We start from the raw sequence: 26,288 nt of genomic DNA on the forward strand, positions 1-26,288 counted from the left end.
GTGTGGAATCATTGAAAGGCATGCGCGCCCTTCTCTGCCTCTGTCTCGCCTGCGGCTTCCTGGCCGGGGGAGAACCCCCGCCGGAACCGGGGCGGAACGAGGCCTTCCTGGGCCGGCTGATGGGGGACGGCAGCCGCCCCTGGCGGACCTACCGCCAGCCGGCGGAATCGGCCTCGGCCACGGTGGAAGTGGTGGGCGAATTGACGCCCGCGGAACTGCGGGAAGTGGCCTTCCAGGAATTCCTGGCCTGGTTCCGGCTCGACCTGAAGCGCTATCTCCACAGCATCGGCGGCCCCGCCCCCACGCCCGCGGACCTGGCCGCCGCCACGATGCCCGTGGAGCGCTTCGGGGGGAATCCCGTCCCCCGGAACGTGCCCCTGGCGCGGGTGGGATTCTAGAGGGCGCGGCCGCTCACCCCATCAGCCGGGGCAGCAGCAGCGCGGCCTGATCGCGGGCCAGGCGGGCCGCTTCCAGGGCGTTGCGGGCGGCATCGGCGGGGGACTGGTGCGGCGTCAGGAGAGCCTCAAGCTGGCCCCGGAGGCGGGCCGTCTCGCCCTGGGGATCCGGCAGGTGGCGGTGAGCGGCGACCTCGAACACGGCGAGGAAGCACTGGATGGCGTCGCAGGCTGCGCTGACGATGGCGGCGCTGTTCCGGCGATCGATGTCCAGGGCCAGAGCCGCGGCGAGGAAGCGCAGGCCGTCCTCGAAGCGGGCGTGGGACGCCCCCGAGGGGCCGGAGCCGGACATGCCTCCGGCGCTACTTCTCGCCCATGGGCGCCACGGGGTACTCGCCCGTGAAACACGCATAGCAGAAGCCCTGCCCGTCGTCCCCCATGCAGGTCTGGAGGTCCGGCAGGCTGAGGTAGCCCAGCGAATCGGCCCCGAGGAACGTGCGGATCTCCTCCACGGAAAGCCCGGAGGCGATGAGGTGCTGGCGCTTGGGGGTATCGATCCCGTAGAAGCAGGGGTCGGTGGTCGGGGGGCTGGAGATCCGGAGATGGACCTCCTTGGCGCCGGCCTCGCGGACCATCTGCACGATCTTCTTGCTGGTGGTGCCGCGCACGATGCTGTCGTCCACCAGGACCACGCGCTTGCCCGCGAGCAGGTGACGCACGGGGTTCAGCTTCACCTTCACGCCGAAGCTGCGGATGGTCTGCTTGGGCTCGATGAAGGTCCGGCCCACGTAGTGGTTGCGGATCATCCCGAAATCGAAGGGGATCCCCGACTGCTCCGAATAGCCCAAAGCCGCGCTGACGCCGCTGTCCGGCACCGGCACCACCAGATCCGCCTCCACCGGGTGGCGCAGGGCCAGCTGGCGGCCCATCTCGCGGCGGGCCACCATCACGCTCCGGCCGTAGACCAGGGAATCGGGCCGGGCGAAGTAGATGTGCTCGAAGACGCAGGGCTTGGGCTGGACCTTGGGCAGCGGGAAATGGGAGCGCGCCGCGCTGCCGTCCCGGGGGACCACCATCACCTCGCCGGGAGCCACGTCGCGGACGTAGCCGGCGCCGACCAGATCGAAGGCGCAGGTCTCGGAGCTGAAGACGGTGGTGCTGTCCAGGCGTCCCATGGCCAGGGGGCGGAACCCGTGGGGATCCCGGGCCGCGATCAGGACGTCGTTGGTGAGGATCAGGAGCGAATAGGCGCCGCGGGCTTGGCGGAGGGCCGAGACCACGGCCTCCTCCAGGGTGTCGGCCTCGGCACGGTTGATGAGCGCCAGCAGGACCTCGGAATCGGAGGGGCTGGTGAACGTGTGGCCGTCGGCGATCAGCCGGGCCCGCAGGTCCTCGGTGTTGGTGAGGTTCCCGTTGTGGCAGAGGGCCACCTGCCCGAACCGGCCGTGGATCAGGAAGGGGTGGGCGGCCGAGGCGACGTTCCCGCCGGTGGTCGAGTAGCGGGTGTGCCCGATCGCCGCATCGCCCGGAAGGGCGTCCAGGACGGCCTCGGTGAACACGTCCGCCACGTAGCCCTGGGCCTTGTGGAGGTGCAGGCCCTCGGCGTCGCCGGAGCAGATCCCGGCCGCCTCCTGGCCCCGGTGCTGGAGGGCGTAGAGGCCCAGGTAGGTCTGGCGGGAAGCCTCCGCATGGGGGCAGATCCCGAACACCCCGCATTCGTCCCTGAACGGCATGATTCCCCCCGATCTTCCAGAATAACCTCGGGACCGGGGAACCCGTAGCTCAGACATCCCGCGATCCCCTCCGGAGCCGCCATGCGCCTGCCCCTTTTCATGCTCCTCCTGGCCCTCCCGCTGGCCGCCAACGGGCTGGACGACCTGCGGGCCGCGCTGGCGAAGCTGCCCGGCGGGGATCCCGTGAAGGCCACCCTGGAGCACAGCTTCTGGCGGCAGATCGTCGACGACAAGAAGCCCACGATCACCCAGGGGAAGGTATCCGCCCACGTGGAGGATGGCCCCCAGGGGCTGCGGGTGACCTGGGCGCGGCCCGCCCTCCAGCAGGCGGCCAAGGAACTGGCCGTCCAGGAGCGGGAACCCGAACACCCCACCCCCACGCGCACCGCCCTCAAGAACCTGGATCCCCTGGAGACCGCCGAGGCGCTCAACCACGCGGAGGCCCTCCTCCGCGACCTCTCCCTCGCCCAGCTCCAGGAGGAGCGGTCCGAAGCCTGGCAGGGGCGGCCCGCCCGGCTGCTGGTCCTGAAGCTGGATCCGATCCTCCCCCCAGGTCAGCGGAAGTATCTGAAGGAACTCAAGGTGGACGCCAAGCTGTGGGTCGGTCCCGATGGCCTGCCTCTGGCCTTCACCACCGCCGTGGCCCTCAAGGGAAGCCGGATGTTCATCACCTTCGAGGCCGGCAACACCCAGGAGCGGCTGTTCGCCCGGGTGGGCGGCCGCCTCGTGGTCACCCGGAACACCACCGAAGACCGCACCGCCGGCCTCGGCGCCTCCAACCAGACGAAGAAGATCACCACGCTCACGGTGCTGTAGATCCCGTTCTGCCTGGCAGTGATCAAAAAACGAATCCTCACCACCAAGGCACGAAGGGCACCAAGAGAAGCGCAAGGGCCTGACCAGATTTTTCTTGGAGTCTTCGTGATGAGGCCTAGCGGACCGTCCCGCCGTCGTCCTGTGCCTCGTTCTCCCGGGCCCAGGCCCGAAGGGTGCTGAGGAGGACGGTGCCGGCTTCGGCGGGGGCGAGGGCGCCGGGTTCGTCCACGCCTTCGAGGTGCAGTTCCACCCGGGCCAGGTCCCCGCGGTCGAAGCGGGCGCTGAGGTCGCACAGGGCCAGGAGGCGGGGCGCCACTTCCACCAGCGCCGTGGAGACCCGCAGCCCCTGGGGCTGTTCGAGGCTCCAGACGGGCAGGCTGCGCGTCCCGAAGCGGAGGGCCAGGGGTTCGGCGCGGGTCTGGGGCGCCGGGCCGGCGAGGTACAGCAGCCGTTCCGCGCGGCCCAGCAGCAGCGCCTGGGCGTAGGGCGTGCCTTCGGAGCGGTCGGCCTCCAGGCGCCAGCCGCCCATCCGGGGCTTCTTCACCTTGTTGTGGCTGGTGGTCCCCGCGGTGGCGACCAGCCGGAACCGCGTCTCCACCGGCTCCGAATCGCCCCGCATCCACACCTGGATGCGGTAGCGCAGACCCTGCTGAGCCGCCGCCGGGAGGGAAAGGGCCAAAAGAATCGCCGCGCGCCAGTGCATCAAGGAACCGTCCTCCTTCGAGCATGCCATCCATGGGATCCTGGGCCAATGCCGTGAGGTGCCCATGCCGCTCTGTTTCGACCTCGACGGGACCCTGGGCCACTTCAGCTCGGGCTTCGTCCTGCTGCGCGAAGCTCTGGGCGAACTGTGGGGCCATCCACCCACGGCGGAGGAACTGGGGCGGTGCGGGGGCTCCACGGACTGGGAGATCGTCGGCGAGCTGCACCGGATGCGCTTCGACCGGGACCTGGAAGAGACCGCCTACGCGGCCTATGAAACGGCCTGCGTGGGCCGCTTCCGCGCCGCCTTTGGGCCCGGCGGGCGGCAGGCCGTGAACTATCCCGGCATCCTCGAGGGCATGCACCGCCTGGCCGCTTGGCATCCGGTCTGGCTGGTGTCCGGCAACGCTCCGGACCTCCTGGCCTTCAAGGCGGACGTCCTGGGCATCGACCCGGCCATCCCCCGGCTGGGTTCCGTCCCCCGCCACGACCGCGCGGCCCTCCTCCAGCGGGTCCTCCGGGACTGCCCGGGCCCCCATCTGTACGTCGGGGACCGACCCCACGACCTCGCGGCCGCCCAGGCCGCCGGGTTCCCCTTCCTGGGCGTCGGCGATGCCGTGCCGGGCGACCATCTGAGCCTTCCCAGCGACGCGGATGCGGACCGCGTGGTGGAAGCGGTCCTCGCCTTCATGCGGCCGGCGGAGACGGCGCGGGCCTAGCGCCCCCGCACCTCGAAGTCGTCCAGGAAAGCGAGCGTGCGGGGATCGTCCTCCCGTCGGACGATCGCCTGGGCGTGGTACAGCCGGCCCGAGCGCAGCACCGCGATCCCCTCCACGAAGCCGCCGTTCATGCCCTTCACCTTGTAGCGGAAGCCCGGTCCCCGGTCCGCGGGCAGCTCCGTCCGGCGCAGCAGGCCGAAGCGGTAGATCAGGAAGTTCTGGAAGGTGGTCAGGATCTCCCGGGGCGTGGTCCCGCCGCGGTCCCCCGGGGGCAGGTTGCCCACGGACACGGAAAACGTCTCGTCCAGGCGGCCGGCGGGGTTCATCGCCAGATCGAACCACTCCACCTCGCCGAAGGGCCCCGGCTCCGTGTGGCGGTGCAGCTTGGCGGGCCCCGGAAACGTCGCTGCGATCCCCAGGTTGTCGTTCTCGATCCGGCGCGGGTCCTCCCGGCACCCCCCCAGGGCGAGCAACGCGACCAGAGCGATCGAAGCGCGGAACATGTCGGGATCTCCCACCGTCATCATCGGACGCATGAAAGGGAAAGTTGACTTAGATGGGATTTTATTGCGAAGCGTTCCCCCGCCGCATCATCGCAGTTTCAACGCCTCGTCCACGGCCCGTTTGGCCATGCCTTCCCCGTACCCGGCCCAAGTGCGGACCAGGCGGCCCCGGCGGTCCACGACGAAGCTGGCGGGGATGCCCCGGATCTCGCCGAGGGGCGCCAGGCCCGCTTTTCCGTCGGGGAGGTAGGCCGTGAGGCCGAGCTGGGGATTCTGGGCCAGGAAGGGTTTCACCGCGCTCCAGCCGCCCTCGTCCACGGAGATGGGGAGGACGACGTAGCCGCCGCCGGCCGCTTTCTGGAGATCGGCCACTTCGGGAAGGGATCTGCGGCAGGGGGGACACCACGTGGCCCAGACGTCCACCAGCACCACCTTTCCGCGGTAGTCCGCCAGGGTGCGCCGGTTCCCGTCCACGTCCCGGAAGGCCAGGCGGCTCACGTCGGCGCCGACCTCCGCGCCTCCCGCGCCGCCGCCGGACATTCCCCGCACCACCGCCCAGCCCGCCAGAAGCAGCCCTCCCCCCACCAGCGCGGCCGCGGCGGCCGTGCGCCAGCGGGACTCGGGAACATAGGCGTCGGACATGGAGGACTCCCCGCTTCGGGCTTCAAGGTACTGCGTTTCATACTGGGGGCATGCCGCTCATCTCCGCCACCGACCTCCGCGACCGCTTTTCCGCGTTCCGCCTCCTGGACGCCCGCCCGGCTCCCGCCGATTACGCCGCGGGTCACCTTCCCGGCGCCCTGCACGCGGACCTGAACCGCCACCTCAGCACCGCCACCGAGCCCGGCCACGATCCCGCGCGGGGCGGGCGCCATCCCCTGCCTTCCGCCGCCCGCTTCGCGGCCCAGTTGGGCGCGTGGGGCATCGGGCCGGATACGGAAGTCGTGGCCTACGACGCCGCCGGCGGAAGCAACGCCGCGGCGCGCCTGTGGTGGATGCTGCGGGCGCTCGGTCACGAGCGGATCTTCGTCCTCGACGGCGGCCTGGCCGCGGCGCTGGAAGCGGGTTTGACACCCACTGTCGAAGTGCCAGCCCAGGAGCCGCGTCCGCCCTATCCCGCAACGGACTGGCGGCTTCCCCTCGTCGACGCCGAGCGCGTGGAAGCCCTGAGCCTCGATCCGTCCCGGAAACTGCTGGACGTGCGCGCCGCCGAGCGGTGGCGCGGGGAGAACGAGACCTTCGACCCCGTGGCCGGCCACATCCCCGGTTCCGTCAACCTGCCGTGGACGGACAACCTGGGCCCCGACGGGCGGTTCAAGGCGCCGGAGGCCCTGCGCGCCCAGTACCAGGCGCTGCTGGGGGACATTCCGCCGGAGCAATTGGCGGTCCACTGCGGCAGCGGCGTGACCGCCTGCCATACGCTTCTTGCCCTGGAGATGGCGGGCCTGTCCGGCGCAGCCCTGTACGTGGGCAGTTGGAGCGAGTGGTGCCGCGGCGGCCGTCCCCAGAGCGGCGTCTCCGCATGAACCCCTGGAAAGGCCTGCGGGGCCTCCCGCGCGAGGTGTGGCTGGTCTGCGCCACCACCCTGGTGAACCGCCTGGGCACCATGGCCCTGCCCTTCCTGGTGCTGTACCTCACCGAGGGCCGGCGCTGGACGCCGCAGGAAGCCGGCTTCGGAATGATGGTCTTCGGCGCGGGCGCCCTGGCGGCGGGGCCGTTTTCCGGACGCCTGGCGGACCGGCTGGGCCACGGGCGGATCCTGAAGGCCAGCCTCTGGTCCTCGGGACTCCTGCTGATGACCCTGCCCTTCGCCAGGACCCGGCCCCTCATCTTCTCCGTCATCTTCCTGTGGGCGGCCTGCAGCCAGGCCTTCTGGCCCAGCGCGATGGCCCTGCTGGCGGACCTGGCTCCGCCGGAGCAGCGCAAGGCCGTCTTCGCGCTCCACCGCCTGACCGTGAACCTGGGGATGGCGGTGGGCCCCGCCGCGGGGGGCCTCATCGCGCACCGCAGCTACGCCTGGGTGTTCTGGACCGACGGGCTCACCACCCTCGGCGGGGCCGTCCTGCTGGGCTTCCTCCTCAAGGCGCGGCCCCGCTCCGTCGCCCCCGCGGGCCACGCGGCGGGCGCCAGCCCCTGGCGCGACCGGCGGCTGGCGTTCCTGCTGCTGCCGCTGCTTCCGCTGCTGATGGTCTTCTTCCAGATCGAGGGCACCCTGCCCCTGTGGGTGGTGCGGGACCTGGGGCTGGGCAGCCGGTTCTACGGGCTGCTGTTCACGGTGAACACGCTCCTGATCGTGGCGCTGGAAGTGGCGCTCAACCTCGCCATGGCCCACTGGGGCCATGGCCGCCAGATCTTCGCCGGCGCCCTCTGCCTCGCCCTGGGCTTCGGACTCACCGCCTGGGCCACGGTGCCCGCCACGCTGATCGTCACGACGGTGATCTGGACCTTCGGGGAGATGATCCTCTTCCCCGCCATGAGCGACGCCGTGGCCACGCTGGCGCCGCCGGATCGCCGCGGCGAGTACATGGGCCTGCTGTCCCTGTGCTTCGCGGGCGCCCTGGCGCTGGGCCCCTGGCTCGGCGTCCTCGCCTACGCGCAGGTGGGACCGAAGGCCGTGTGGCTGTCCACCTTCGTCATCTGCACCGCTGCGGGCCTGCTGCTGGCGCGGTTCAAGGCGGGCGCCGTCACGCCCTGACCGGATCCCCCACCCGGATCAGCCCACCTTCGACAATTTCAGCCCGCAGCCCGCCGCGGTGGATGAGGCCGGGCAGGATCTGGGGCTTGCCGGTCATCCGGGCCAGATCGGCGCAGGGTTCGCACAGCTCGTGGCCCCGCAGCCTCGCTTCGCCCACGGTGAACTCGCGGCCCACCAAATGGTTCAGGGCCACGCCGCGGGTGACGAGGTTCCGGCGCGTCTCCCCCGGCGCCAGCACCATCCCCAGCTCCCGCTCCAGCGCCTCGATGGCCTCCGCTTCGATCAGCGTGACCTGGCGGCTGGGCTTGGGCTTGGCCGAGAAGGTTCCCTTCCGCTCGGCGTAGCGGTCGCCCTCCAGGCCCACGCCCGCGAGGGCCACCGCCTCGTCCGTGCTCCGCATGGGCGCTTCCGCGGCGGCGGCAAGATGGATGGATTCGACGCGGCCCAGGTCCATGGCAGCCTCCCCGGCCAGTGTCCGGAAAACGGAAGGGGAGCGCCAGGGCCCCTCAGTTCCGGACGAGATCCCGCCGGTCCACCAGCCGGAAGGTCCGGTCCTTCCAGCGGAGGCTGAGCGGCTCGACCTGAAGGTCGACGGGAGACACCCGGCGGGGCTTCTCCCGCCCCTGCTCCCGGGGCAGGAGGAAGGCCTGCTCGATCTCGCGGAAGCCCTCCCGGTCCTCCGGGAACATCACGTAGCGCACGAGCCAGTGGGTGACGTCGGCGTAGACCTCGTAGCCGTAGTGGCGGCAGTCCGGATCGGCGAGACCGTGGGATTCCAGCCGGACCCAGGCCGGCGGAATCGGCTCCGCCTGGAAGGCCGGAATGGCGCCGGAGGGACGGACGCCCGGGGGCTCGACGGGCCCCTGGAAGGAAAGGGCCAACAGGCAGGCAGCGATCCAGGGCGGCATGGGAAACATCCTCGCGCAGAGCCTCCAGGCTCCCCCGCCGCCGGCACCACGGGGCGACGGCGGCGTGAGGAGGCTGTGACTTTCGGGGCTGGATCTCAGCCCTGGAGGACGGCTTCGAGCTGATCCACGGCCCAGTCGATCTGCTCCTTGGTGATGACGAGGGGCGGGGCCAGGCGGATGGTATCCACGTGGGTGTCCTTGCAGAGCATCCCGCGGTCCTTCAGCAGGTAGCAGTACTTCCGGGCGCCGCCCGCTTCCGGCTTGAGCTGGACCCCGGCCCACAGGCCGCGGACGCGCACCTCCTGGAGCTTGGACGTCTTCATGCCCTTCAGCCGGGCTTCCAGGTGCTTGCCCAGTTCGGCGGCCCTCGCCACCAGCTTCTCGTCCACCAGGACGTCGAGGGCGGCGCTGGCGACGGCGCAGGCCAACGGATTGCCGCCGTAGGTGCTGCCGTGGATCCCCGGCGTGAACACGTCCATCACCTCGTCGTTCGCCAGGAAGGCGGAGACGGGGTAGTAGCCGCCGCTGAGGGCCTTGCCGATGGTGATTCCGTCGGGACGGATGCCCTCGTGCTCGAAGGCGAACAGCTTGCCCGTGCGCCCCAGGCCCGACTGGATCTCGTCGAGCACCAGCAGGACGTTGTTCTGGTCCGCGACCTCGCGCAGGCCCTTGAGGAAGCCCTGGGGCGGGATGACCACGCCGCCCTCGCCCTGGATGGGCTCCATGAAGATGGCGCAGGTGTTGGGGGTGATCGCCCGCTTCACCGCCTCCAGGTCGCCGTAGGGGACGATCACGAAGCCGGGCGTGAAGGGGCCGAAGCGGCTGGTGCTGTCGGGATCGGTGCTGAAGCCCACGATGGTGGTGGTCCGCCCGTGGAAGTTGCCGTCGGCCACGATGATCTCGGCGGCGCCGTACTCGATGCCCTTCTTGTCGTAGCCCCACTTCCGCATGGCCTTGAGCGCGGTCTCCACGGCCTCCGCACCGCTGTTCATCAGCAGGGCCTTGTCGAAGCCGGTGAGTTTGCACAGCTTCTCGAGCAGCGGCGGGAACTGGTCGTTGCGGAAGGCGCGGCTGGTGAGCGCGAGCGTCTTGATCTGGGCGATCATCGCCTCGCCGATCTTCGGATGGTTGTGGCCCTGGTTCACGGCGGAGTAGGCGGCCAGGAAGTCCATGTACTGCTTGCCGTCCACGTCCGTGAGGAAGACGCCTTCGCCCTTGGTGCACACCACGTCCAGCGGATGGTAGTTGTGCGCGCCGTACTGGTTCTCCTGCTGGATCAGGGCTTCGGATGTCGCGGCGAAGGTGGCCATGGGAACTCCGGAAAAGGGTCTGGGAAGGGGCGGGCTCAGTATGGGCCCGGGAAAAGGGGATTGGCAGGTAGCCCAAGGGCTTCTTGACGAACTGTCAGGACCGAATATCCGCGTCCCGCCCCCGCCGGGCGGGGAAATCCCGCCGCTGGGCGGAGGGATGGGACAATGGGTCCATCCGCTTCTACCTTGATTCCACTGGAGATCCCATGAGCGACCAACCGACTTCCCTCTACGGCGATCAGCCCCAGGCGCCCCCGCCTCCGCCCGGCCTGATGGATCAGTTGGCCGGCGTGTTCACGGAACCCAAAGCGCTCATGCTCCGCCTCCGCCAGCGTCCCGTCTGGATCGGCGCCCTCCTCCTGGCCGTGGGAATCGGCATCGTGGCGGGGCTGATCTGGGCCTCGAAGGTGGACATGGCCGAGATGACCCGCCATCAGATGGAGCGCACCCGCGACCTCTTCCACATGAACATTCCCGACCAGGCCATGGAGGACGCCATCTCCAAGGCCGAGGGGAAGAAACCCTGGCTGAGCGCCGTCTCCGGCGCGGTGTTCGCGATCCCCTTCGTCTACCTGGTCGTCGCCCTCATCGTGTGGGGCTTCGCCGCCATGGGCACCGAGGACGGCGAGACGTCCCCCACCTTCGGCCAGGCCTTCTCCGTCACCTGCGTCCACTACCTGGTCACCCTTCCGGCCACCCTGCTGGCGGGGATCATCGCCCTGCTGCGCCCGGTGGGCGGACACAGCCTCCAGCAGTTGATGCCCACGGTGCTGAGCTTCTACGTCAGTCCGGAGTCGGGCTTCGTCCGTGGACTGCTGGCCCTGGTGGACCCGCTGTGGATCTTCTCCTTCGTGGTCCTGGCCCTCGGCATGCGCCACGCCCTCAAGACCAAAACCTGGGCCATCTGCGCGTGCCTGACCCTGTTCGTGGTGCTGGGCGGCGGCCTCCGCTTCGTGGGGGGCCTGTTCCAGTGAAAGGCAACACCAAACTGCTTGTCTTCGGCGGGCTGGGCCTCGCCGCGCTGATCGCCCTCGGGCTCGCCTTCGGCGGCGCCAAGGACGACGACAGCGCGTTCTCCTGGGACGCGGTGGGCCGCGGCGATATCCGCGAGACCATCAGCGCCAGCGGCGAGGTCCGCGCCAAGACCCAGGTCAACATCGGCACGTCGGTGGCCGGCGAGATCAAGGCCATCCACGTGAAGGACGGCCAGGACGTGAAGGCGGGGGATCTCCTCGTCACCATCGACCAGGAGCGCCTGAAGCAGGCCATGGCCCAGGCCCGCGCGGCGCTCGAGGCCTCGCGCCAGGACGCCTCCCGCTTGGAGGCCGCCCGGCGGCGGGCGGAGGAGAGCTACCCGCGCTACGAATCGCTCCGCCACCAGGGGCTGATGTCCGACGAGGACTTTCTCCAGCAGAAGCTGGCCCGGGATACCGCGATCCTCGCCTCCAGCGCGGCCCGCGCCAACGTGGCCCAGAACGACGCCAACCTCAAGGGCATGGAGGACGGCCTGTCCAAGGCCACCCTCCGGGCGCCCGTCGCCGGCCGCGTCACCAGCCTCAAAGCGGAAAAGGGGGAGACGGCCATTCCCGGGATCAGCAACCTGCCCGGCGCGGTGCTGATGATCATCTCCGACATGAGCGAGATGCAGGCGGAGATCAAGGTCAACGAGAGCGAGGTGGTGCGCACCAAGGTGGGCCAGACCGCCCAGGTCACGGTGGAATCGCTGCCCGGGAAGGTCTTCCAGGGCTCCGTCATCGAGGTCGCCACGGGCACCGAGAAGACCGGCAACGACGCCAACCTCTACAAGGTGAAGGTCGTCCTTCAGGGCGCCCGGGAGGATCTGGAACAGCTGCGCCCGGGCATGAGCGCCCGGGCGGTCATCCTCACCCGCGAGGCCAAGAACGTCCTGCGCATTCCCCTTCAGGCGGTGCTGGAACGGGAGGGCAGCCTGGAGGAGGCCCAGAAGCGCGGCCTCCTCGCGCCCACCAGCCGCAACGTGGCCCTGGTCTTCCGAAGCGGCAAGGCGGAGGAGCGCACCGTGGACGTGGGCATCGCCAACACCCAGTTCTTCGAGCTGAAGGGCGGGCTCGCGGAGGGCGACAAGGTCCTCACCGGCCCCATCCGCAAGCTCAAGGATCTGAAGGACCGGGCCTCCGTCGCGCTCCGCTCCAAACCCGACAGCGAGCTGGCGAAGCTCAAGGACGCGAAGAAGTGATGGACGTCCAAGAACCCCTGGCAGCGGCCGTCCGCGCCCTCAAGGCCAACAAGCTGAGGTCGGCCCTCACCACCCTGGGCATCATCATCGGCGTGGCTGCGGTGATCGTGGTGGTGAGCCTCGTCCAGGGCCTGAAGACCAGCGTCCTGAAGCAGGTGGAGCGCGCCGGCAGCCAGACCATCTTCATCCGGCCCGTCTTCCCCATGGACATGCCCCTGGCCGACTACATGAAGATCAAGAACAAGGACATGACCCTGGACGAGATGCGGATGCTGGCCCGGTCCGTGCCCCAGATCACGCAGGTGACGCCGCTGTTCTTCAACGGCGCGGAGGTGAAGGCCGAGGGGCGCAGCGCCACCGTCAACCAGATCATGACGGACGAGACCTACCTGGAGCTGAACAGCATCTCGCTGACGGCGGGCCGCAACTTCGTGCCGTCGGACCTGCGGCTGGGAAACAAGGTGGCCATCATCGGCCCGCGCGTCCTCGAGAAACTGGGCTTGAAGGGCAACCCCATCGGCCGGATCGTCAGCACGCCCACCCTCAGCCTGGAGGTCATCGGCGTGCTGGAGGAGCAGGGCGCGCAGCTGGGCAACGACCCGGACCAGAACATCCTCATCCCGCTCACCACGGGGATGGCCCAGCTCACCGAGGCCCAGCGGCGGCAGCTCTTCTTCCAGGCCCGGGTGGATCCGCGCCTCTCCGCCGACGACGGCGCGGAACTGGTGGAGGAATCCCTGCGCCGCATCAAGGGCCTGCGCGGCACCGAGCCCAGCGGCTTCAAGGTCTTCAGCCCCAAGCAGATCACCGGAATCATCAGCGGAATCACGGGCACCATCACCGCCGTGGCCGGCGGCATGGTCTCCATTGCGCTGCTGGTGGGCGGGATCGGGATCATGAACATCATGCTGGTGAGCGTCACGGAGCGGACCCGCGAGATCGGCATCCGCAAGGCCGTGGGCGCGAAGCGCCGGGACGTGCTGCTCCAGTTCCTGATCGAGGCCGCCTTCCTGTGCATCCTGGGCGGGGCCATCGGGGTGGGCCTCGGCTTCGTCCTCGGCGCGGCCCTGGGCAAGGCCCTGCTGGGCTCCATGGGCTCCGTCCCGCTGTGGGCCCTGATCAGCGCCTTCGCCGTGCCCGCGGGCATCGGCCTGATCTTCGGCCTCTATCCCGCGGCGAAGGCCAGCAAGCTGGATCCGATCGAGGCCCTGCGGTACGAATGAGGGCCGCGCGGCTCCCGCGAGGGCGCGGCTAGACTGGACCCTCCCCCTCCGGAGTCCGCATGTCCAAGCTCGTCCGCATCGCCAACGGCCAGGGTTTCTGGGGCGACAGCATCGATGCGCCGGTGCGGCTGGTGGAAGCCGGCGGCATCGACTACCTGACGCTGGACTACCTGGCGGAGGTGACGCTCTCCATCATGCAGAAGCAGCGGCGGAAGGATCCGAACCTGGGCTACGCCACGGACTTCGTGGACCTCATGCGCCGCGCCCTGCCCCAGATCAAGGCCACCGGCGTCCGCGTGGTGGCCAACGCCGGCGGGGTGAATCCCGAGGCCTGCCGCGCGGCGGTCCTGGCGGTGGCGAAGGAGCTGGGCGTCCGCGGTCTGAAGGTCGCCACGGTGACCGGGGACGACGTGCTGGCGCGGCTTCCCGAGTTCCAGGCCCAGGGGCTGAAGCTCGCCAACATGGACACCGGCGAGGGACTGTTCGACGCGCCGCGGCGGATCCTCAGCGCCAACGTCTACCTCCAGACCCAGGCCATGGTGGAGGCGCTGGACACCGGCGCCGACATCGTCCTCACGGGCCGCTGCACGGACCCCGGCCTCACGCTGGCGCCGCTGATCCACGAGTTCAAGTGGGCGGCCCACGACTGGGACCGGCTCGCCGCCGGGACCGTGGCGGGGCACATCCTGGAGTGCGGCGCCCAGAGCACCGGCGGGAACTTCAGCCGGTGGTGGGAGGTCCCCGACCTGTGGAACGTGGGCTATCCCATCGCGGAGGTCTCCGGGGACGGCACCTTCGTCGTCACCAAGCAGCCGGACACCGGCGGGCTGGTGACGGTGGACACCGTGAGCGAGCAGCTGGTCTACGAGATGGGCGATCCGCAGAACTACATCACGCCCGACGTGGTGGCGGACTTCACGTCGATCCGCCTGGCGCAGGCGGGTCCCGACCGCGTGCGCGTCAGCGGCGTGAAGGGCCGGCCGAAGACGCCCTTCCTCAAGGTGAGCGGCGCCTACCTCAAGGGCTACAAGGCCACGGGCCAGCTGGTCCTGTCCGGTCCCCGCGCCCTGGAGAAGGCCCAGCTCTGCGCGGACCTCGTGTGGAAGCGCCTCCGCGCCGCGGGCTTCGAATTCGAGCATACGGACGCGGAATTCCTGGGCGCCAGCACCGTCCACGCGGGCATCGCGCCCGCCCCGGAGGATCCCGCCGAAATCGTGCTCCGCCTCAGCGTGAAGGATCCGGACCGGACGAAGGTGGAGCGGTTCGGGCGGGAGATCGCCCCGCTGGTCACGTCGGGTCCCGCCGGGGTGACGGGCTTCGCCGGCGGACGGCCCAAGGCCCAGGAGATCGTGGCCTACTGGCCCGCGCTCCTGCCGCGGGAGCTGGTGACGTGGCAGGTGAGCGTCGAGGAAGCCTGAGCCTCAACCGGCACGGCGCGCGCCGGGTCCTTCTCCCTGCCGGCCCTTGCGCCCGGCTTGCCCGCCGCGCACCCTTGGTCCGAGCCCCGGAGCTCCCATGCGCCGTTCCGTCCTTTCCACCCTCGCCGTCCTCGCCCTGCTGGGCTGCTCCGGTTCCCACCACCACTACGGCGCGTCGGGCCACTACCTGGTGAACGCCATCGCCGTGGCGGACGTCGACGCCAACGGGCTGCCCGACATCCTGGGCGGCGTGTCGACGGACTGGAACGGGGCGGAAACCCAGGGCTACGTCTCCGTGCGTCTCCAGAGCGCCGCGGGCGCCTTCGTCCTGCCCACCCGCTTCGGCGTGGGCGCCGGTCCCGCCAACGTGACCGTGGCCGACCTCAACGGCGATGGGCGCCCCGATCTCATCGTGGCCAACGCGGCGGACCGGACCGTGAGCGTGCGGCTGGCCGACGCCGCCCATCCCGGCTCCTTCCTCGCGGCGACGGTCCTGGCGACGCCCGGACGCACGCCCCTGGACGTGGCGGTGGGCGACCTGAACGGCGACGGGCGGCCCGACCTCGTGGTCGCCGCCAGCGGCGCCAACAGCGCCCTGGTCTTCACCCAGACGGCGGCCGGCGGGTTCGATCCCCCCGTGGCCTACGCGGTGGGAGGCGATCCCCAGGCCGTCACCGTCGCGGATCTGGACGGAAACGGCCGGGCCGACGTGGCGGTGGCCACCAGCGCCAACACCGTGTCCGTCCTGCTCCAGACGGCGGCGGGGGTCTTCGCCTCCGCCGCCGACTATCCCACCGGCATCCAGCCGGTGGCCATCCGGGCGGCAGACCTCAACGGCGACGGGAAACTGGACCTCCTCACGGCCAACTACGGCGCCGCGGTGAGCCCCGGCACGCAGGGCCTCAGCGTCCTCATCCAGGGCGCCGCCGGAACGTTCCAGGCGCCCGTCCACTACGTCACCGACTACCGCGCCGCGGCTTTGGCCGTGGGCGACCTCAACGGCGACGGGAAGCCCGACGTGGTGGTGGCCTGCGCGGGCCTACCCGGCTTCCCCGGCGCCGTCGCGGTCTTCCTCCAGAGCTCCACCACGCCCGGCGCCCTGGGCACGGCGGGGCTCTCTTCCGGCCTCTGGGGGCCCCTGGGCGTGGCCCTGGGGGACATGGACGGCGACGGCCTGCCGGACGTGGTGGTGGCGGACGGCGACATCACCGTGCGCTACAACCGCGCCAGCGCGCCGGGCACGTTCGGGCCTCCGAACCTCTTCTACAACTGACGCGAAAAGGCCCCGGAAATCCGGGGCCTTTTTCGAGGGAAGCTCCGCTCAGCCGAGGCTGACGTTGATCTTGCGAGGCCGGACCTCGGGGCGCTTGGGCACCATCAGGGTCAGGACGCCGTTCCTCAATTCGGCCACCACCTTCTCGCCCTCCACGTCCTCGGGGAGGGTGAAGGTCCGGCTGAAGCGGCCATGGGTGCGCTCCGCCAGGTGCAGGCGCTCGCCTTCCTGCAGCGCGCCTTCCTCGCGCTTGCCGGCGATGGTCAGGCGGGTGCCCTCGACGCTGATCTCCAGGTCGGTCTCGACGATGCCCGGGAGATCCACCTTGAACTGGTAGGCGTCGGCGCTCTCCTTCACGTCGAAGCTGGGCATGAACGCGCCGGCCGGGGCGGCGAGCTCGTAGTCGCGGAGGGGGTCCCACCGGAGCAGGCCGCGCATGAGGCGGAAGGGTTCGAGGGAGGCGGCGGTGGCGGGGTGGGAAAGGCGGGTGCGAAGTAGGGTCATGGAATCCTCCAGGAAATGGGATTTGAGTCAGTCCGTAGATGAATTCAAATCCGAATGAAATATTAGTCCATACCAATCACATGTCAACTATCGGAAATTTTGAGATGAATGTCCTGCTTTGTGCAACCAAGAATCAATACTTCTCCGCGCCCGACGATGGGATCGGAAGACTTGGTACAGGTGCGCATGCTCCCTAAATCCTTCCGACTCCGCTCCCTTTCCGCCAAGGTGCTCGCCTTGGCCCTCCTACCCGTGGGGTTGTTTCTCCTCTTCTTCGCCTTCTACGTCCTGCCGACCCTGAGGCAGGCCGTCCTCTCGACAAAAAAAGAAGGGGTGCAGCAGGTGGTGGATCTGGGGGTGGCCCTGCTCCAAGAGCAGGAGGCCCAGGTGCGCGCCGGCAACCTGAGCGTGGAGACCGCCCAGATCCGGGGGCGGGAAATCCTGGAAGGCCTGAGGTACAGCGGCACCAACTACCTGTGGATCCAGTCCGCCGGCCCCCGGATCGTGGGGCACGGCACCCGCAAGGACTGGGACGGGAAGCTGACGGATGACCTGGGCGATCCCGCCATCGCCAAGCTGTTCCGCGATTTCGACCGCGTGGCCGCGGCCACCGGCGGCGGATTCCACGAGTACACCTTCTCCAAGCCGGGTGCTTCCGGGACCTTCCCCAAGGTGAGCTATGTCCGCACGTTCGCTCCTTGGGGCTGGACGGTGGGCTCCGGCGTCTACGTGGACGACGTGGACCGCCAGGTCCGCGACATCGCCTTCGCCCTGCTGGCGGGGATCGCGGTCATCTCGGTCCTGATCTTCTTCCTGGCCCGGGTGTTCTCCCGCCGGATGGTCCATCCCCTCCAGCAATTGGTGGATGGCCTCCGGAACAGCGACCTCTCCCGCGAGATCCCCATTTCCACCGAGGACGAGATCGGCGCCGCCGCCCGGGCCTTCAATGACTACAACGGCGGGATGCGCGGCACGGTGCTGGACGTCTCCCAGTTCGCCGAGCGCGTGGCCTCGGGCAGCACGGAATTGGCCGCCTCCGCCGACCAGATGTCCCATGCCGTGGCGGAGATCGCCCGGGTGAGCGAGGACCTCAAGATCGCCGGGGAGCGCGTCTCCGACGCCCTCCGCAGCCTGGGCTCCAGCGCCGGGATGGTGGCCTCCCGCACCCGCGAGACCGAAGCCCGCAGCGAGGACGCCGTCCAGGAGACGGACCGCAGCGCCGAAGCCGGCCAGGGCGCCGCCCACGGGATGGCCGACATCCAGCTCGTCACCGGCCAGATCGTCGCCGCCGTCACCGTCATCCAGGAAATCGCCCGCCAGACCAACCTCCTGTCGCTCAATGCCGCCATCGAGGCCGCCAAGGCCGGGAGCATGGGCAAGGGCTTCGCGGTGGTAGCCGAGGAAGTCCGCAAGCTGGCGGAGCGCTCCGGCACCGCGGCCCGCGAGATCGAGAGCCTGATCCAGCGCACCCAGGACGTGGTCGCCGAGGGCGCCCGCAGCGTAGACACCACCCTCGCCAGCCTCCAGGCCATCCGCGACCGCATCGGCGGAATGGCCGAGAGCGTCCGCGACATCGGCGGCCTCTCCCGCCAGCAGGCGGACACCGGCCGCGAGGTGGCGGACATGATGGCCCAGACGAGCCTCCGGCTCACCCAGAACGCCTCGGCCACCCACCAGCTCGCCTCCACCGTCGTCGAGATCGCCCGCACGTCCGAGGAGCTGTCCCGGGTGGCGGAAGGCATGCGGTCCGTGGTGGGGGGATTCAGGCTGTAGGAGGGGAGAGTTACACTCGGCGCCGGGAGAACCTTCCATGCGCCGCCCCCTGCTCGTTCTAGGCCTCGCCGCCGGCGTCCTCGCCGGCTGGTGCGGCCACGCCCTGGTCCCCAATCCCGCCAAGCCGCGCCCCATCGAATCCCGCGGACCGCTGTACGAATGGGAGAAGGCCTCCATCCAGCGGTTCCGGGAGGCGGCCCCCAGCGTCGTCTACATCACCACCACGGAAGAGCGCAGCCGGGATTTCTTCGGGCTCGACGTAGTGGAGGTGCCGGCGGGTTCCGGCACCGGCTTCATCTGGGACGCCGAGGGCCACGTGGTGACGAACTTCCACGTCATCCAGGGCGCGGCGCGGGCCTACATCACCCTGTCGGACGGGTCGCGGCACGAAGCGGCCTTCGTGGGGGGCGCCGCCGACAAGGACCTGGCGGTGCTCCTCCTGGCGAAGACGCCGCCCAAGCTGCGCCCCATCCCCCTGGGCACCAGCTCCGACCTGCAGGTGGGCCAGGGCGTCCTCGCCATCGGCAACCCCTTCGGCCTGGACCAGACCCTCACCACCGGCGTGGTCTCCGCCCTGGGCCGGGAGATCCAGAGCGTCACCCGCCGCCGGATTACCGGCGTCATCCAGACGGACGCGGCCATCAACCCCGGGAACAGCGGCGGCCCGCTGCTGGACAGCGCCGGGCGGCTGGTGGGCGTGAACACCGCCATCCAGAGCCCCAGCGGCGCCAGCGCCGGGATCGGCTTCGCCGTGCCGGTCGACACGGTCAACCGCGTCGTCCCCCAGCTCATCGCCCGCGGCCGGCTGGAGCGCCCGGACCTGGGCTTCGAGCCCGTGGCGCCCCGGCTGATCGAACGGGCCTTCGGTCCCCAGAAGGGTGTGATGGTGGGAAAGGTGTTCCGCGGCGGCGCCGCGGCGCGGGCCGGCCTCCAGGGTGTGGGCGCCGAAGGCCGACGCGTGCTCCCCGGCGACCTGATCCAGGCCGTCAATGGCCGCGCCGTCGAGGACTGGGACGGCCTGCTCGACGCCGTCGAAGCCCTGCCCCTGGGCGGCACTGCGGATCTGGAGATCCAGCGCGACGGCCGGAAACTGCGCGTGGCGATCCGGCTGGAGGCGGCGCGGGAGTAGGCCTCTGTCCCTTTGATACCCGTTGCCTTCAAGAAATAAGGATCACCACCAAGGCTCGAAGACACCAAGAAAAGCGCTGGCCCAAGCCGCCTTCTTCAGGACTTGGGCGGAGGAAATCCGGCCCTCGCGGATGCCTCGACGGCAATCCGGGTCAGCCCTGGATCCACACCGGCTCGATCCCCAGGAGCTTCGCCACGGCTTCGCGGCCGCGGGGGCCGGGATCGACGGTGAAGTCGTTCACCCAGGCGTTCACGTAGCGGCCGATCATCTCGCGGTCCATGCCCCGGCCGAAGGACTGGCTGTAGTCCACGCTCTCCCAGTGCCGGACCCGGGCCAGCTCGACGCTCTTCCGCATGAGCACGGCGAACCGCTGCTTCGCCTCCGCGGGCAGGTCGCGGCGGATGGCGTTGCCGCCCATGGGCAGCGGCAGGTCATAGGCGTGCTTCCACCAGGCTCCCAGATCCACTACCAGCCGCAGCCCGGCGTCGCGGTACATCAGCTGGCTTTCGTGGATCAGCAATCCGGCTTCGAACCGGCCTTCGGCCACGGCGGGCAGGATCTGGTCGAAGGGCACCAGTTCCACCGCGGGCTCGAATCCCAATTCGGCGCACCACTTCCGCATGGACAGGTAGGCGCTGGTCCGGGTGCCGGGGATGGCGATGGTCACGCCCTTCAGCGCCGCGGGCTCCAGGGGCGTCCGGCTCACCACCAGCGGCCCGGTGCCCTCCTGGATGCTGGAGCCCGCCGTCAGCAGGTCATAGCGGTCCTTCAGCTCCGGATAGGCCCCGAAGCTGATGGCGGTCACGTCGTAGCGGGAATCCAGCGCCTCGGCGTTCAGCCGCTCGATGTCCTTCCGCACGAACTCGATCTCGAACCCTTCCGGATCCAGCCAGCCCAGGGCGAAGGGCGCCATCATGTAGGCGTCGTCGGAATCGGGGCTGTGGGCGATGGTGAGCTTCATGGCGGACCTCGCCCTCCAGTTCAGCACAGAACGGGAGAGGGGTCAGCGCATGACCTCCGCATCCTTCGCCGCCAGCTTCCCCTTGATCCGCTCCACGGCCTTGGCCGCCAGCAGGTAGCGGGGGTTCTCCTCCAGGGCTTCCCGGTAGTGGTGCAGCGCCTTCTCGAACTGCCCCTTGGCCTCGTAGACGCGGCCCAGGTTGAAGTGGGGAAAACAGTAGCTCTCGTACCGCCGGGCCTTGAGGGCCATCCGTAGCCAGGGAACGGCCTCGTCGAGGTCGCCCTGCTCGACGTAGTAGGCGCCGATGTCGTTGTAGGGATTCCCGAATTCCGGATCCAGGTCGATGGCCCGATGGCAGTCCTCGATGGCGGACGCGTAGTCCTTCTCGAAGGAGCGCGCCCAGCCCCGGAAGGTGTAGGCCTCGGGGGTGGGATGGAGTTCGATGGACTTGGTGTACAGCCCGATGGCCCGCGCGATCTCGCCCTTCATGTGGAGCTGGTAGGCCTTCCCCACCCACCCCATCGCGTCCTGGCGCTTGTCCTGGCGTTCCTGTTCGTCATCCATGGGAGAGCCTCACCGCCACCAGGATAAAACCTTCAGGCAAGACTGCGAGCCCCTTCCTGCAACCCGATCATTCGCAGGGGTTGGGCAGACCGTTCCCCCGCCGCTTGTGCGGGGATGCCGGGCTCCCTAGACTCGGAGCATTCTTCCCCGAGGTCGCCCATGAATGCCGCCCTGCTGCAGGCACCCGCGTGCGTCGTGAACCACAAGTTCCTGGCCTGGCTGGAGGAAGTGGTGGAGCTCTGCCAGCCGGCGGACATCCACTGGTGCGACGGGTCGGACGAGGAATACGACCGGCTGTGCGGGCGGCTAGTGGAGGGCAGGACCTTCCGCAGGCTGAATCCCGAGACGCGCCCCAATTCCTACCTCGCCTGGAGCGATCCCAGCGACGTGGCCCGGGTGGAGGACCGCACCTTCATCTGCTCGAAGCACCAGGACGACGCCGGCCCCACCAACCACTGGATGGAGCCCGCGCGGATGAAGGGCATCCTTCTCGGCCTGTTCCGCGGATGCATGCAGGGGCGCACCCTCTACGTGATCCCCTTCAGCATGGGGCCCCTGGGCAGCCCCATCGCCCACATCGGGGTGGAGCTGTCGGATTCGCCCTACGTGGCCGTGAACATGCGGATCATGACCCGGATGGGCCGGGCGGTGTGGGACGCGCTGGGCCACGGGGACTTCGTCCCGGCCCTGCACTCGGTGGGGATGCCCCTGGCGGAGGGCCAGCCCGACGTGCCCTGGCCCTGCAACCCGGAGAAGTACATCGTCCACTTCCCCGAGGAGCGCAGCATCTGGAGCTTCGGCAGCGGCTACGGCGGCAACGCCCTCCTGGGGAAGAAGTGCTTCGCGCTGCGGATCGCCAGCGCCATGGCCCGGGAGGAGGGCTGGCTCGCGGAGCACATGCTGATCCTCGGCGTGAAGGGCCCGGACATGCCCAAGACCTACGTGGCGGCGGCATTTCCCAGCGCCTGCGGGAAGACGAATTTCGCCATGCTCCGCACGCCGGAGCCCCTGAAGGACTACGAGATCACCACCGTCGGCGACGACATCGCGTGGATCAAACCCGGGAAAGACGGCCGGCTCCACGCCATCAACCCCGAGGCGGGATTCTTCGGCGTGGCGCCGGGCACCAGCATGAAATCCAACCCCAACGCCATGCTCACCATCACGCGGAACACGCTGTTCACCAATGTGGCCCTCACCGCGGACGGGGACGTGTGGTGGGAGGGGATGACCGACGAGGTTCCCGACGGCCTCACCAACTGGCAGGGGCAGCCCCACGACAAGGCCAGCGGAAAGCCCGCGGCGCACCCCAACGCCCGGTTCACGGCTCCCGCCAGGCAGTGCCCCAGCATCGATCCCGCCTGGGAGGATCCCGCCGGGGTGCCCATCAGCGCGTTCCTGTTCGGCGGGCGCCGCGCCACCACCGTCCCGCTGATGTTCCAGACCGTGAACTGGAACTTCGGGGTGTACATGGCCTCCACCATCGGCAGCGAGACCACCGCCGCCGCCGTGGGCGCCACGGGAGAGGTGCGCCGCGATCCCATGGCGATGCTGCCCTTCTGCGGCTACCACATGGGCGACTACTTCAACCACTGGCTCCAGATGGGCCGGGAGATCCCCCGCGCGCCGCGGATCTTCTGCGTGAACTGGTTCCGGAAGGGGCCCGACGGCAAGTTCCTGTGGCCGGGCTACTCGGAGAACATGCGGGTCCTGAAGTGGGTGGTGGAGCGGGTTCACGGCCGCGCCCACGCGGTGGAGTGCCCCCTGGGCTGGGTGCCGCTGGAGGAGGATCTCGACCTGGAGGGCATCCCCGGCTTCGGCAGCGCCCAGTTCCGCGCCGTGATGAAGGTGGACCGCGACGAGTGGCGGCGGGAGCTGCTGCTGCACGAAGAGCTGTTCGAGCGGCTCTACGACCGGCTGCCCAAGGAGTATCCCCCCATGCGGCAGCTGCTCCAGTCCGCCCTGTGGCGGGCGCCCCGCCATGTCGGGCCCGCTCCGGACCTGTAGGCCGGCGGAGCCGATCCCCTCTATCCTGGAGCCATGGCCAACGACCTGCCGGGCTCCTACTGCCAGAACTGCCTCACCTGGAACCCCGGGGACCGGGAGACCTGCGTCAAATGCGGCACGCGGCTGCTGATCCTCGCCGGCGACCAGACCTGGGACGACGACGAGGAGCCGGACGACGGCGAGGCCCTGGAAGAGCACCTCCTGGAGCGGATCACCGGGCTGGAGGAGACCCTCCGCCGGGTGGAGACCTACCTGGAAACCGTCTCCGACCAATTGGGGAAGCTGGAGCGCAGCGAGGTGATGCTGCGCAACGGCCTGATGGCCCTGGTCCAGGAGATGGAGCACCACCGCCAGCTCGACGCCCACGCCTTCTCCGAGCGGTGGGAGCAGCTGGTGGAGGAGAACCTGCACCTCATCAGCGCCCGCGAGCTGTTCACCCGCTACCGGGCCCGGATCCTGCCCATCGCCCGGCCCAAATCCATGGCCCAGCTCAAGCGGGCCCTGCTGGAGACCACGGCCCTTCTCGAAGCCGCCGATCTCCCGGGCGCGGCCCAGCGCCTGGGCATGGCCCTCCCCCTGGATCCCAAGAACTACGAGCTGATCTTCACCGCCGCGTCCCTCCACGAGGCCGCCCAGAACTTCGAGGAGGCCGAGGGCCTGGCGCGGAAGGTGGTGGGCCTGAGCCCCCGCCACTTCGAGGCCTGGATGCTCCTCGGGAAGCTCCTCCAGGAACTGCCCGAGCACGCCGACCAGGCCATCGAGGCCCTGCATCAGGCGGCGGACCTGCGGCCCGAGGACGCCGAGCCCCGGATGCTGCTGGCCGAACTGCTCCTGGAGCAGGAGGATCTCCACGGCGCACTGGAGGCGGCCCAGGAGGCCGTCGCCCGGCGGAAGGACGGCGAGACCCTGCTGCTGGTGGGCCAGGTCCACATCGCCCGGGGCGAAAGTTCCCAGGCGGTGCCGGCCCTCAAAGAAGCCAGCGCCTACCTGCCGGGGGACCTCCACGTCCGCGAGGCCCTGGCCGAGGCCTACCTGCTCCAGGGCGAACGCTCGAAAGCCTTCGCCATCCTCCAGGAACTGCTCCTCCAGAACCCCGGCGATCCCCATCTTCTGCTGATGCTGGACGCCGAAACCCACCCCCAGCTGCGGGAGGCCCGGGACGGCAAGGGGGGCACCCAGACGCTCCTGGACGAGGCCGAGACGCTGCTGGACGAGGGCCAGCTGGATCCGGCGGCGCACCTCCTCCGTCGCGCGCGCCGCAAGGGCCGCAGCCAGCGGTCCGAGTGGCTGGAGCTGCGCCTGGCCTTCCTGCGGGACCCCGAGAAGACCCTGAAGCCCGCCCTGGCTTTCGCGCGCTCCGACCGCCATCCCCGGCTCTGCTTCCTGGCGCTGCGGCTCGTGCTGGAGCACCTGATGGCCCAGCGGCGCGAGGCGGAGATTGCCCACGCCCTCGACATCTTCCTCACCCGCCATCCCAAGAGCACCGGCGCCTGGGAGGCGGCCCTGATGCGCCTGGCCTACCGGCTGATGAACGGCGAGGTCACCGACCAGGACCTGGAGGAGACCCGGCGCCTGCACGCCCATCCCCTGCCGGGGCTGGAGCCCCGGGCCCGGACGCTGCTGGGCCAGTACCTCCTCGCCCTCAAGCGCCACCAGGAAGTCCTGGACCTGGTGGATCCCCTGCTCGAAAAGGAGCCCACCCTCGTCAACCATTTCCAGATCGGCGCCGCCCTGGCGGGGCTCGGCGCCCGCGAGGAGGCCCGCGCCCTCCTGCGCGACGGCCTGGAATCGGATGCGGGGGACCTCAATGAGAGTCAGGCCGCCGGCGTGAAAAATCAGATCAAGGGTCTTCTCAAGGAGTTAGAGGAGGTCAACCCGGCCTGACCGGGTCCGCCTCCCCCATTCATCTCCTAAGTTGACAATTTTGGTCGAGATTCCAGAATGGAAAGGCTCGGGAGAAGCCATGGGTTCTACCTTCAACGTCGTCACCAGCCAGGAATACAAGTACGGCTTCGTGACGGACATCGAGGCCGACAGCGTCGCCCCGGGGCTGAGCGAGGACGTGATCCGCTTCATCTCGGCCAAGAAGGGCGAGCCTGACTGGCTGCTGGAGTTCCGCCTCAAGGCCTACCGTCACTGGCTGACCCTGGACGAGCCCGCCTGGGCCAACGTCTCCTACGCCACCCCCGACTTCCAGTCGATCGTGTACTACAGCGCGCCGCGCGCCAAGCAGCCGCAGTACGCCTCCATGGACGAAGTGGACCCCGAGCTGAAGCGCACCTTCGAGAAGCTGGGCGTCCCCATCCACGAGCAGGCGGCCCTCGCGGGCGTGGCCGTGGACGTGGTTTTCGACTCCGTCAGCGTCACCACCACCTACAAGGAGAAGCTGAAGGCGGTCGGGATCATCTTCTGCAGCTTCAGCGAGGCCGTGCGGGAACATCCTGATCTCGTGAGGAAGTACCTGGGCAGCGTCGTCCCCCCTTCCGACAACTTCTACGCCGCGCTCAACAGCGCCGTGTTCACCGACGGCAGCTTCGTGTTCATCCCCAAGGGCGTCGCCTGCCCCATGGACCTGAGCACCTACTTCCGCATCAACAACAAGGAGTCCGGCCAGTTCGAGCGCACCCTCATCGTCGCGGAAGAGGGCGCCAGCGTGAGCTACCTGGAGGGCTGCACCGCGCCGCAATTCGACACGAACCAGCTGCACGCCGCGGTGGTGGAGCTGGTGGCCCTGGACCGGGCCTCGATCAAGTACAGCACCGTCCAGAACTGGTACGCCGGCGACAAGGACGGCGTGGGCGGGATCTTCAACTTCGTCACCAAGCGCGGCCTGTGCAAAGGCCACGCGTCCCACATCAGCTGGACCCAGGTGGAGACCGGCAGCGCCATCACCTGGAAGTACCCCAGCTGCGTCCTTCTCGGGGACGACAGCATCGGCGAGTTCTACAGCGTGGCCCTCACCAACCACAAGCAGCAGGCCGACACCGGCACCAAGATGATCCACGTCGGCCGCAACACGAAGAGCACCATCATCAGCAAGGGCATCAGCGCGGGCGAGAGCTCCAACAGCTACCGCGGGCTGGTGAAGGTCCATCCCAAGGCCGAGGGCGCCCGCAACTTCAGCCAGTGCGACTCCATGCTCATCGGCCAGGCCTGCAGCGCCAGTACCTTCCCGTACATCGAGGTGCAGAACCGCAGCGCCAAGGTCGAGCACGAAGCCACCACCAGCAAGATCGGCGAGGAGCAGCTCCTCTACTTCCAGCAGCGCGGCATCCCCGCCGAGGAAGCCATCAGCATGATCATCAACGGCTTCTGCAAGGACGTCTTCCGCGAGCTGCCCATGGAATTCGCCGTCGAAGCCACCAAGCTGCTCTCGTTGAAGCTTGAAGGAAGCGTGGGATGAAAAATCTCACCACCAAGACACCAAGGCACCAGGAAAA

General features: G+C 69.5%; 26 protein-coding genes. 15 read left to right on the top strand and 11 right to left on the bottom strand.

The features are described from left to right. Positions 1–20 precede the first annotated feature (20 nt). Positions 21–398: a hypothetical protein gene (locus RAH39_RS10965; RefSeq protein ID WP_306590143.1), complete on the top strand. Its 378-nt coding sequence runs from the start codon at positions 21–23 to the stop codon at positions 396–398. A gap of 13 nt (positions 399–411) precedes the next feature. Here RAH39_RS10965 and RAH39_RS14095 read toward each other — a convergent pair whose 3' ends face one another. Continuing rightward, positions 412–747, bottom strand: a complete 336-nt coding sequence (locus RAH39_RS14095; RefSeq protein ID WP_373467325.1) for a hypothetical protein — start codon at positions 745–747, stop codon at positions 412–414. A gap of 10 nt (positions 748–757) precedes the next feature. After that, positions 758–2,128, bottom strand: a complete 1,371-nt coding sequence (purF, locus tag RAH39_RS10975) for an amidophosphoribosyltransferase (RefSeq protein WP_306590144.1) — start codon at positions 2,126–2,128, stop codon at positions 758–760. An 81-nt stretch (positions 2,129–2,209) separates the two neighbouring features. Between purF and RAH39_RS10980 the strand changes: the two genes are divergently transcribed. After that, the gene (locus tag RAH39_RS10980) at positions 2,210–2,944 is read left to right on the top strand and encodes a hypothetical protein (RefSeq protein WP_306590145.1); all 735 of its coding nucleotides are present in this window, start codon (positions 2,210–2,212) and stop codon (positions 2,942–2,944) included. Between the two features lie 115 nt (positions 2,945–3,059). On the opposite strand, the gene RAH39_RS10985 is transcribed toward RAH39_RS10980, so the two are convergent. Next, positions 3,060–3,647 carry a hypothetical protein gene (locus RAH39_RS10985; protein WP_306590146.1) on the bottom strand — a complete coding sequence of 196 codons (588 nt, stop codon included), beginning with the start codon at positions 3,645–3,647 and terminating at the stop codon, positions 3,060–3,062. A gap of 64 nt (positions 3,648–3,711) precedes the next feature. Between RAH39_RS10985 and RAH39_RS10990 the strand changes: the two genes are divergently transcribed. Next, positions 3,712–4,365, top strand: coding sequence for an HAD family hydrolase (locus tag RAH39_RS10990; protein WP_306590147.1), 654 nt, complete (start codon positions 3,712–3,714; stop codon positions 4,363–4,365). On the opposite strand, the gene RAH39_RS10995 is transcribed toward RAH39_RS10990, so the two are convergent. Together RAH39_RS10995 and RAH39_RS11000 are read right to left on the bottom strand one after the other, a co-directional pair. Continuing rightward, positions 4,362–4,868 (bottom strand): hypothetical protein, encoded by a 507-nt coding sequence (locus RAH39_RS10995; protein ID WP_306590148.1) that lies wholly within the window; start codon positions 4,866–4,868, stop codon positions 4,362–4,364. The genes RAH39_RS10990 and RAH39_RS10995 overlap by 4 nt on opposite strands. Before the next feature lie 87 nt (positions 4,869–4,955). Next, a complete protein-coding gene (locus RAH39_RS11000) occupies positions 4,956–5,510 on the bottom strand; it encodes a TlpA disulfide reductase family protein (protein WP_306590149.1) in 555 nt (184 codons plus the stop codon). 50 nt (positions 5,511–5,560) lie between these two features. Here RAH39_RS11000 and RAH39_RS11005 point away from each other — a divergent pair, with 50 nt between their 5' ends. Both RAH39_RS11005 and RAH39_RS11010 read left to right on the top strand, forming a co-directional pair. After that, positions 5,561–6,394 carry a sulfurtransferase gene (locus RAH39_RS11005; protein ID WP_306590150.1) on the top strand — a complete coding sequence of 278 codons (834 nt, stop codon included), beginning with the start codon at positions 5,561–5,563 and terminating at the stop codon, positions 6,392–6,394. Further along, positions 6,391–7,563, top strand: a complete 1,173-nt coding sequence (locus tag RAH39_RS11010; protein ID WP_306590151.1) for an MDR family MFS transporter — start codon at positions 6,391–6,393, stop codon at positions 7,561–7,563. Before RAH39_RS11005 ends, RAH39_RS11010 begins: the two co-directional genes overlap by 4 nt. Here RAH39_RS11010 and RAH39_RS11015 read toward each other — a convergent pair. The 3 genes from RAH39_RS11015 to rocD all read right to left on the bottom strand — a co-directional run bounded on the left by RAH39_RS11015 (position 7,553) and on the right by rocD (position 9,781). After that, positions 7,553–8,017, bottom strand: coding sequence for an MOSC domain-containing protein (locus RAH39_RS11015; RefSeq protein WP_306590152.1), 465 nt, complete (start codon positions 8,015–8,017; stop codon positions 7,553–7,555). The genes RAH39_RS11010 and RAH39_RS11015 overlap by 11 nt on opposite strands. Before the next feature lie 52 nt (positions 8,018–8,069). Then, on the bottom strand, positions 8,070–8,471 hold the full coding sequence (locus tag RAH39_RS11020) for a hypothetical protein (protein ID WP_306590153.1): 402 nt from the start codon (positions 8,469–8,471) through the stop codon (positions 8,070–8,072). A 95-nt stretch (positions 8,472–8,566) separates the two neighbouring features. Beyond that, positions 8,567–9,781: an ornithine--oxo-acid transaminase gene (rocD, locus tag RAH39_RS11025; RefSeq protein WP_306590154.1), complete on the bottom strand. Its 1,215-nt coding sequence runs from the start codon at positions 9,779–9,781 to the stop codon at positions 8,567–8,569. Positions 9,782–9,987: 206 nt separating this feature from the next. Between rocD and RAH39_RS11030 the strand changes: the two genes are divergently transcribed. The 5 genes from RAH39_RS11030 (at position 9,988) to RAH39_RS11050 (ending at position 15,910) form a co-directional block, all read left to right on the top strand. Then, a complete protein-coding gene (locus tag RAH39_RS11030) occupies positions 9,988–10,755 on the top strand; it encodes a YIP1 family protein (RefSeq protein ID WP_306590155.1) in 768 nt (255 codons plus the stop codon). Continuing rightward, positions 10,752–11,996 carry an efflux RND transporter periplasmic adaptor subunit gene (locus tag RAH39_RS11035; RefSeq protein ID WP_306590156.1) on the top strand — a complete coding sequence of 415 codons (1,245 nt, stop codon included), beginning with the start codon at positions 10,752–10,754 and terminating at the stop codon, positions 11,994–11,996. The genes RAH39_RS11030 and RAH39_RS11035 overlap by 4 nt, the downstream gene beginning before the upstream one ends. Continuing rightward, positions 11,996–13,219 carry an ABC transporter permease gene (locus RAH39_RS11040; protein ID WP_306590157.1) on the top strand — a complete coding sequence of 408 codons (1,224 nt, stop codon included), beginning with the start codon at positions 11,996–11,998 and terminating at the stop codon, positions 13,217–13,219. The genes RAH39_RS11035 and RAH39_RS11040 overlap by 1 nt, the downstream gene beginning before the upstream one ends. 59 nt (positions 13,220–13,278) lie before the next feature. After that, positions 13,279–14,637: an acyclic terpene utilization AtuA family protein gene (locus RAH39_RS11045; protein ID WP_306590158.1), complete on the top strand. Its 1,359-nt coding sequence runs from the start codon at positions 13,279–13,281 to the stop codon at positions 14,635–14,637. A 97-nt stretch (positions 14,638–14,734) separates the two neighbouring features. Next, entirely contained in the window at positions 14,735–15,910 is a 1,176-nt protein-coding gene (locus RAH39_RS11050) for an FG-GAP repeat domain-containing protein (protein ID WP_306590159.1), read from the top strand. A gap of 48 nt (positions 15,911–15,958) precedes the next feature. Here RAH39_RS11050 and RAH39_RS11055 read toward each other — a convergent pair whose 3' ends face one another. Continuing rightward, positions 15,959–16,414: an Hsp20/alpha crystallin family protein gene (locus tag RAH39_RS11055; protein WP_306590160.1), complete on the bottom strand. Its 456-nt coding sequence runs from the start codon at positions 16,412–16,414 to the stop codon at positions 15,959–15,961. A 186-nt stretch (positions 16,415–16,600) separates the two neighbouring features. On the opposite strand from RAH39_RS11055, the gene RAH39_RS11060 reads away from it, so the two are divergent. Then, positions 16,601–18,187: a methyl-accepting chemotaxis protein gene (locus RAH39_RS11060; RefSeq protein WP_306590161.1), complete on the top strand. Its 1,587-nt coding sequence runs from the start codon at positions 16,601–16,603 to the stop codon at positions 18,185–18,187. 37 nt (positions 18,188–18,224) lie between these two features. Next, complete coding sequence (locus RAH39_RS11065) at positions 18,225–19,316, top strand: S1C family serine protease (RefSeq protein ID WP_306590162.1); 1,092 nt, start codon at positions 18,225–18,227, stop codon at positions 19,314–19,316. A 151-nt stretch (positions 19,317–19,467) separates the two neighbouring features. On the opposite strand, the gene RAH39_RS11070 is transcribed toward RAH39_RS11065, so the two are convergent. Beyond that, positions 19,468–20,277, bottom strand: coding sequence for an MqnA/MqnD/SBP family protein (locus RAH39_RS11070; protein WP_306590163.1), 810 nt, complete (start codon positions 20,275–20,277; stop codon positions 19,468–19,470). Between the two features lie 42 nt (positions 20,278–20,319). Further along, on the bottom strand, positions 20,320–20,841 hold the full coding sequence (locus tag RAH39_RS11075; RefSeq protein WP_306590164.1) for a tetratricopeptide repeat protein: 522 nt from the start codon (positions 20,839–20,841) through the stop codon (positions 20,320–20,322). 159 nt (positions 20,842–21,000) lie between these two features. On the opposite strand from RAH39_RS11075, the gene RAH39_RS11080 reads away from it, so the two are divergent. From RAH39_RS11080 to sufB, 3 genes are all read left to right on the top strand, one after another. Continuing rightward, the gene (locus tag RAH39_RS11080) at positions 21,001–22,848 is read left to right on the top strand and encodes a phosphoenolpyruvate carboxykinase (GTP) (protein ID WP_306590165.1); all 1,848 of its coding nucleotides are present in this window, start codon (positions 21,001–21,003) and stop codon (positions 22,846–22,848) included. A 33-nt stretch (positions 22,849–22,881) separates the two neighbouring features. After that, on the top strand, positions 22,882–24,732 hold the full coding sequence (locus RAH39_RS11085; protein ID WP_306590166.1) for a tetratricopeptide repeat protein: 1,851 nt from the start codon (positions 22,882–22,884) through the stop codon (positions 24,730–24,732). Between the two features lie 79 nt (positions 24,733–24,811). Then, the gene (gene sufB / locus RAH39_RS11090; RefSeq protein ID WP_306590168.1) at positions 24,812–26,251 is read left to right on the top strand and encodes a Fe-S cluster assembly protein SufB; all 1,440 of its coding nucleotides are present in this window, start codon (positions 24,812–24,814) and stop codon (positions 26,249–26,251) included. The last annotated feature ends 37 nt before the right edge of the window (positions 26,252–26,288 follow it).

The organism is Geothrix sp. 21YS21S-4, from assembly GCF_030845995.1.
Classification (GTDB): Bacteria; Acidobacteriota; Holophagae; order Holophagales; family Holophagaceae; genus Geothrix.